At 59.6% G+C, this 6,148-nt stretch carries 6 protein-coding genes; 2 read left to right on the plus strand and 4 right to left on the minus strand.

Going from position 1 to position 6,148, the window contains the following annotated elements:
• Nucleotides 1-262: 262 nt before the first annotated feature.
• Complete coding sequence (locus ACFPZN_RS55535; protein WP_378293430.1) at nucleotides 263-1,195, plus strand: AAA family ATPase; 933 nt, start codon at nucleotides 263-265, stop codon at nucleotides 1,193-1,195.
• A gap of 23 nt (nucleotides 1,196-1,218) precedes the next feature.
• On the opposite strand, the gene ACFPZN_RS55540 is transcribed toward ACFPZN_RS55535, so the two are convergent.
• Nucleotides 1,219-1,638 (minus strand): hypothetical protein, encoded by a 420-nt coding sequence (locus ACFPZN_RS55540; protein ID WP_378293432.1) that lies wholly within the window; start codon nucleotides 1,636-1,638, stop codon nucleotides 1,219-1,221.
• 320 nt (nucleotides 1,639-1,958) lie between these two features.
• Between ACFPZN_RS55540 and ACFPZN_RS55545 the strand changes: the two genes are divergently transcribed.
• The gene (locus ACFPZN_RS55545) at nucleotides 1,959-2,963 is read left to right on the plus strand and encodes a hypothetical protein (RefSeq protein WP_378293434.1); all 1,005 of its coding nucleotides are present in this window, start codon (nucleotides 1,959-1,961) and stop codon (nucleotides 2,961-2,963) included.
• Nucleotides 2,964-3,200: 237 nt separating this feature from the next.
• Here ACFPZN_RS55545 and ACFPZN_RS55550 read toward each other — a convergent pair whose 3' ends face one another.
• The 3 genes from ACFPZN_RS55550 to ACFPZN_RS55560 all read right to left on the minus strand — a co-directional run bounded on the left by ACFPZN_RS55550 (nucleotide 3,201) and on the right by ACFPZN_RS55560 (nucleotide 5,929).
• Nucleotides 3,201-3,632, minus strand: coding sequence for a hypothetical protein (locus tag ACFPZN_RS55550; RefSeq protein ID WP_378293436.1), 432 nt, complete (start codon nucleotides 3,630-3,632; stop codon nucleotides 3,201-3,203).
• Between the two features lie 28 nt (nucleotides 3,633-3,660).
• Nucleotides 3,661-4,173, minus strand: a complete 513-nt coding sequence (locus ACFPZN_RS55555; protein ID WP_378293438.1) for a hypothetical protein — start codon at nucleotides 4,171-4,173, stop codon at nucleotides 3,661-3,663.
• A gap of 886 nt (nucleotides 4,174-5,059) precedes the next feature.
• Complete coding sequence (locus ACFPZN_RS55560; protein WP_378293440.1) at nucleotides 5,060-5,929, minus strand: hypothetical protein; 870 nt, start codon at nucleotides 5,927-5,929, stop codon at nucleotides 5,060-5,062.
• Nucleotides 5,930-6,148: the final 219 nt, after the last annotated feature.

Consider the following 6,148-nt stretch of genomic DNA (forward strand, 5'->3'; position numbering starts at 1 on the left):
CCGAGTCGGCCGTCATAGCGAATCGAGCGCCAGATGCGATGACCAGGGAAGTCCGCGCGAAGCCGGACAAGGGTCGGATCCTCGACATTTCTTGATGTTCCTGTCATGGGAGACCTCGTGTTCATGCACGAATCCAGCCATTAACGACCGGACCCGTTCGCAGGAATGGGGTCGATCCAACTTCCCGCGTGCACTCGTTCACCAAAGGCGTCTGACAGGGGGCCAGCAGGGGGCCAAACTGGAACGAGGGAGGTTGCCGCAGATGACGACCGAGCGACGCAGAGAATTCGGCCGCTACCTCGCACGCCTACGCGGAACCAGAAGCCAGCGCGCCCAAGCCGCCCTCTTGTGCGAGCTGGCAGGAACCGGAACGCTCACCCGTAATGAGGTCTCACGCTACGAACGAGGTGAGCGCATCCCCGACGACTGGTTGCCCTACATCGCCCAGGCGCACAACGTGCCGCTCGCCGTCCTGGAACGCATGGCAGCCCACGCCCGCGGCACCGAACCAGCGCCCACCGGCTACCCGTTCGACCTGTCCGCGTTCTTCCCCCACGCCGACGCGCTCAAGTCCCGCATCGCCAACGCTTGGCACGGCCGCGCGGTAGCCAATGCCGGCGGCGGGCCCGCCCTGGTCCTGGTCGGCGGCTACGCCGGATCGGGCAAGACCGAGTTCGCCCGGTTCCTGTCCAGCCTCACCGGATGGGCGTTCCTGGACAAGGACGCCCTCACCCGTCGCATGACCGAACGACTCCTCGCGTCCCTGGCCGCCGACCCCCACGACCGCCACACCGACCTCTACAAGGCCGAGGTACGCCCCCACGAGTACCGAGTCCTGATGAACAGCGCCTACGCCAACATCGACACCGGAGTCTCCATCATCCTCGCCGCCCCGTTCATCACCGAACTGAACACCGCTGGCTGGCTGCCCCGCCTCACCCACCGATGCCAGGCCCGAGGCGTCGAGGTCGCCGCCATCTGGGTACACAGCGATCTGGACACCATGCACGAGTACATCGAGGTCCGAGACGCACCACGCGACCACTGGAAGCTCAACCACTGGGACGAGTACACCAGCGGCATCAACACCGATGAGCCCCCGCCGGGCGTCCACCACACCATCGACAACCGCCTAGGCGCGGCCACCAGCCTCGCCGACCAAACCCGCGAAACCCTCCGCAAACTCATGGCATGAGCTGTGAGTCCGCCCGAGCGACATCACGCAGACGAGTCCGGAGGACTCCACTCCATCGTGCGCTCATATCGAGTCAGCGCGTCGCGCAGCTCGGCCAAGAGCGTCTCCTGCGCCGCATCCTCTTCCGATCGAAACGCCTCCAACCGAGCTTGCCGCTCAAGTCCACTCGGAAGAGTCGTGATCTCCATACGGGCATCGATAAAGCCCAAGGCCTCGTACCGAGCCCAACCCTCCTCGATCGCCAAGCAGCACATCACGCGCTCCTCCATGACCGCCACGAACTCATGCACCGGCAGATGAGGCTTGCCAACTTCCAAAGTCCACAGGTTCGACCGAGCGCAGGCAGCGATCAGCAGGCCAGCAGTCTCGACCAGTCGAAACCCGCACCCCTCTGCGGTGACGATCGCAAGAGCCACCTCCATAATCGGCGATCTCTCCGGCATGCCTACCTCCACAGTCCAAACCGTGCCCAAGACAGTGCACCACCGACCCGACCAGGCCAGACAGCCCGGATGAGAACTTTCTCTACGTCTTCAAGGGCGCCGCTACGCGTCGCCGACGGCCGCCCGCCCCGGCGCGCCGGGCGTGCGGCCTGTCCCGTCCGGTCCCGCCGCGCCGCGCCGCCCGTCCGCCAAAGATCAAGATGCAGCCCACTGTTTCGATCGGTCGCGTACGGCCTCCGACCTTAGCCCAGCAGTGGGTCAGAAGTATGGATAGCCCTGTGATGCTATGCGCAGATGAGGAACTGCGGTAACTTCAACTCATGGCAAAGGTCCCTGGACTTGAAACGAGATGGCCCTACGGCGAGGCGTCATTTCCCCATGAGGATATTTTCTTTCCACTTTACAATTCTGCCACTTATCATGCACGGTCGGCGCTGGATCTTTTCGCCAGAGGAAGAGCCGAGGAGCAACTTATTGCAGCAATAAATGTCGGGTGTGCGGTCGAGTTGCTGGCTAAAGGGTACATCGTATCAATCGAACCCGCTCTGCTGACTGATCGTGCTGACCGAGACTCCATACTCCACCTATCAGGGAAAAGTCATCGTGCCTCTACCTCTCCAAGCCACACTAAGACGCGGGGCGCAAAGGAGGTTCTGCTCCTGGCGAAGCACTTCTACCCATCGCTCCGATTCAATCCGCAGGGAGCAGATGAGCAGGTACTCCAAGTTAGAAATGCCTCCGTGCACATGGGCATTGTGGACCAGAGAGAGCTTAAGTCCGCAGTGATGGTCATGGTCCGAATAGTCGAGGACCTAATCGCAGCTATCGAAAAAGCGGACCGCGTCAAGTTCTGGGCCGAAGATAGAATACCTCTAGTTGACCAATTTTTGGACGAATCCCTTTCCGATTTGCGTCGTACTGTGGCGGCAAAGGTTGCTGCCGCTAAAAGACAGATAGCACTATTGACTCGCGACCTCCCTGCGGACGCAGCGCGTATAGTTCTGGCATCCTTGTCGGGCAGAGAAGCGAGAACCTTGATTGATCGCGAGCTGCCGCACCAATGTCCAGTCTGCAGTCAAATGGGGTGGCTTGTTTGCAGTGTAGAGCGATCAGATGTTGAGACGGACTACGACGAGAGCGGCATGTTTTACATCGTCCACCAGACGGCTTATCCGCATGTCTTTGAATGTCCGGTTTGTAATCTCACGCTAGAAGATCGTGAACTGGATGAGTTTGAATTTCCCAGGGAGATAACATTGGAGCCGGACACCGAACCCTACAAAGCATTTCGTGAATCGGATGAAGATTTGTATCGGCATCCCTAAGCAGAGGAGGGCTGTGGTCTCGCCGTTCGCACGGGTGAGTTCTCCGGAGCGAGGGGTATCCGTGCCTGGAGGTTGAATTTTAGCGACGCCACAGGGTGTTCATGCAGGTCAGTGGATGAAACGGGCTGGTCTGACTGGACCGATAGCCAAGCTGAAGGCGCCATGAGACCAGGTTCTGATCAGGTGGCCTGCGTGCGAAGCCTACAAGCGGCGCCAACGTCTGCCGGGCTGTTCTATCTAAAACGGCGGATCGTCTGAAAAACTGCCGCTTCCCGTCGCCCAAGGGTCCGTATTTGGTGGTAGCTGGGGTAGGTGCTTCATGATCTCATTGAGGACTCGGTCAACGTTCTTCACGCTACGGCGTGCCCGATCATATAGTGCTTCGAGGTCGCTATTCCACTCCATTTCCCATTCGCCATTGTCGTTTTCATATGTTCCTGATTTCAAAGAGTCGACAAGCGCTCCCTCCTCGTCGAGGATTTCGAGCGAATATGGGTACCTACCGTCATCGTCGTCGGATGCGATTACTACTGTTGCTCCTCCGAGAGTGCTGTGAAATGCGTTCGGTCGATCCGACTCATGCCATTCAACGTTGGAGTCACTCTGCTCGGTGGCCAGCAGCAATCGTTTTACCAGCTCATGGAGTCGGGCCTGTCCGTAGGTTGTCACACCAAACCCCTTCCCGGTTGTAAGCCTTCTAATTCGAACTCTGGTCGCCCGAGCCAACTTGCCTTGCCCCAAAGGGGGTAGCCGTCGAAGTTATTTGAGAAGCCAGCATTGATGTTTCAAGGCAAACTTTTTCGATTGCCTTTCGCACCCTCTTGGTGGCGTTCGGCAGATCAACATTTTCTTTTCCAACGAGATTTGTTTTTGCTAGGGCAGCAAGATTGATTGATTCTTGCGCTAGCGCGTCCAGAGCGGAGCTCTGCGCATGATCGCTTGCAAGAATTCCACGCAAGGAAGAGGCGGCTTCTCGCCACTCTCGCAAGAGTCGCCGCATCTCCTCAACATTTTTTCGTATAGCAGCGTTCTCGATGTCATGCTCAAGGCGTGACAACTTCGGAACCATCAGTAGTAGATTATAGACTCCAATTCGTTGCGTAGCATCATCAACCGCTTTCTTTGTGGCAGTTACAATCCGTCCCATCCGCCAAATCTGCCACATGGCTACGGCTAGTCCGGCAATACTGAGAACGTCCCCGACGCTCATTCACTGATCACCATATTGCACGCCCCACAATCGTCACGTGTATGTGAATTTGGTGACAGAATGCAGCATTGTATCCCAAGTTGGGTCATCGGTGCGGCATCATCGAACATTCCGGTCTCTGTCCCGTAATGGGGTCGCCCGCTGGTCGGCCCTACGATCGCCACGACGTGGCTGAGGTCAGTGCATGGTTGGGGGCGATCGCTGCCGCGGGGCTTCCGGTGCTCGGGCCGTGGCCGGCCTGCGCTCCGGGTCCCCTTGCCCTCGGATGATCGGGTGCTGTGGGGCAGGGTTGCTAACGCGGGTGCTAACGGCGGGGCTGGATGACCCTGGACGAGTGTGGACTGGGGGGCCCGCCGGGCAGGTCAGGGGACGAGCGTGGACGTCTGTGGATCTTGCTCGTCAGACTCGTAATGAATCGCTCGGCACTCAGTCTCGTCGGCCGATCTCGGCGCAGGTCTTCGGGACGTCGCGTCCGAGACCAGGGCGAACGCTTAACCCTCCTCGGGAAAGAAGTCCGGGTCGTGCTCGTCAGGGGTAGCCGGTGCGTACTGCCGCAACTCACCGTCCCTCCGCATCCACCCCCTGAAGAACGACTCCTCCTGGTCCATCACGAAGACTTGCAGCGCGTTGGGGCACCGTCAGGGCATCTGCGCGATGTGATCCAGGACTGCGTTCAGGTCGGTATGGTTGAGCGCTTCGGCCCACGCCTCACACTCCGGATATTTCCATCCACCCTTGCCGAGTCCTGGCCGGTGGTCTCGCAGAGAAAGCCCACACCGCGTTCCGGCGTATCCCACCGCAGCGGATGTAGGTTCCCCAGCAGGCTGAATATCGCACGTTCGCTGAGCAAGCAGTCCGCAGGTCATGGACACGGATGCGCTGTTGATCAATCCGTCGGCCTTGACCACTCTTTGTGAGGTGGCTGAAGCGAGCGCTGGCGGCTATTGCTCGCTGAACAGCGATCAGGGCTGGCGGCGTCCTCAAGAGGCGACGGACCATCGGCTCGTTCGACGCCGAGGATCATGCCGAGTCCGGTCAGCGCATTGTCGGCGAGGAGTGATGGGTTCGCCTCGAACCTTTGAAGCATCTTCGCAACCTGCTCGGGCGGCAACTCTGACAGCGCGTGCTCCAGCTCTTGGAACCCCTCGTCTGCTCGAATGTCGGCAGCAGCCACCAAACGCATCTGCTCCTCAGCGAAGCGTTGCGCTGCCAACGCCATGAGGTAGCGAGCCTGTGCCTCGGAACTGGTCATGTTCATCTTGACCTCAGTGAGGGCGGCCATGTCCTGGGGGGGTTCAACGATCCTCGCCTCAATCACGGCGCTGTTCTTCTCAGCTCGGTGCTGACGGAGGAGTGCTCGAAGTTCGCGCCTGCGTTCTGCTCGCGCCCGGATGGCAGGGCGTAGCTTCTCGCTCCAGAACCGCATGACGTGGGGCGTGCTGTACTCGATCGCAACGATCAATAGCTCGCGTACGACCTTCTGAACCAACTCGTCCCGTTCCTCCTGCTCCTTCGAGCGGCGAGGTGGCTCGGGTTCCTCGCGAACGTGGACTGGCTCTGAGTCGTAGGCAGACGACTCCTCGTTCTCCTCGATGTAACTGAGAGTGACCTGGTCAAGCTCCGCGTCTACCTCGCTGCGAGTGAGTGGACTGAACTCTCCTGGCTTCTTTCGTGAGTTCGAGTAGTGAGAGTCCTTCCGGCGCGTTACATACATCTTCTCCGTGACGTACTCATCATTGTCGTTCTCCTGCGCCATGAAGCAGAGCCTACGCTCGCGCCCCGACATATCCGGTCGGGTCAGCAGAGGTTGACCTTGCGGCACACGTCGCGACGTGGGTAACGCGGTGAAGGGCTAGTACTCCAGCTGTAGATCGCGATCTTGCTGGTTAAGGGCGTTTGGAAGCAGGACGGCCACCGCGTGATCATCGTTGTTTGTGAGGACAAACGAAAACCGGGCGGTGGCCGCTGGCCACAG

Origin of the sequence: Actinomadura rugatobispora, assembly GCF_042656285.1 — a bacterium.
GTDB lineage: Bacteria > Actinomycetota > Actinomycetes > Streptosporangiales > Streptosporangiaceae > Spirillospora > Spirillospora rugatobispora.

Coding starts and splice junctions, on each gene's coding strand:
- ACFPZN_RS55555 (WP_378293438.1), bottom strand. CDS start 4,173: ATGAGCGTCGGGGACGTTCTCAGTATTGCCGGACTAGCCGTAGCCATG.
- ACFPZN_RS55535 (WP_378293430.1), top strand. CDS start 263: ATGACGACCGAGCGACGCAGAGAATTCGGCCGCTACCTCGCACGCCTA.
- ACFPZN_RS55560 (WP_378293440.1), bottom strand. CDS start 5,929: ATGGCGCAGGAGAACGACAATGATGAGTACGTCACGGAGAAGATGTAT.
- ACFPZN_RS55540 (WP_378293432.1), bottom strand. CDS start 1,638: ATGCCGGAGAGATCGCCGATTATGGAGGTGGCTCTTGCGATCGTCACC.
- ACFPZN_RS55545 (WP_378293434.1), top strand. CDS start 1,959: ATGGCAAAGGTCCCTGGACTTGAAACGAGATGGCCCTACGGCGAGGCG.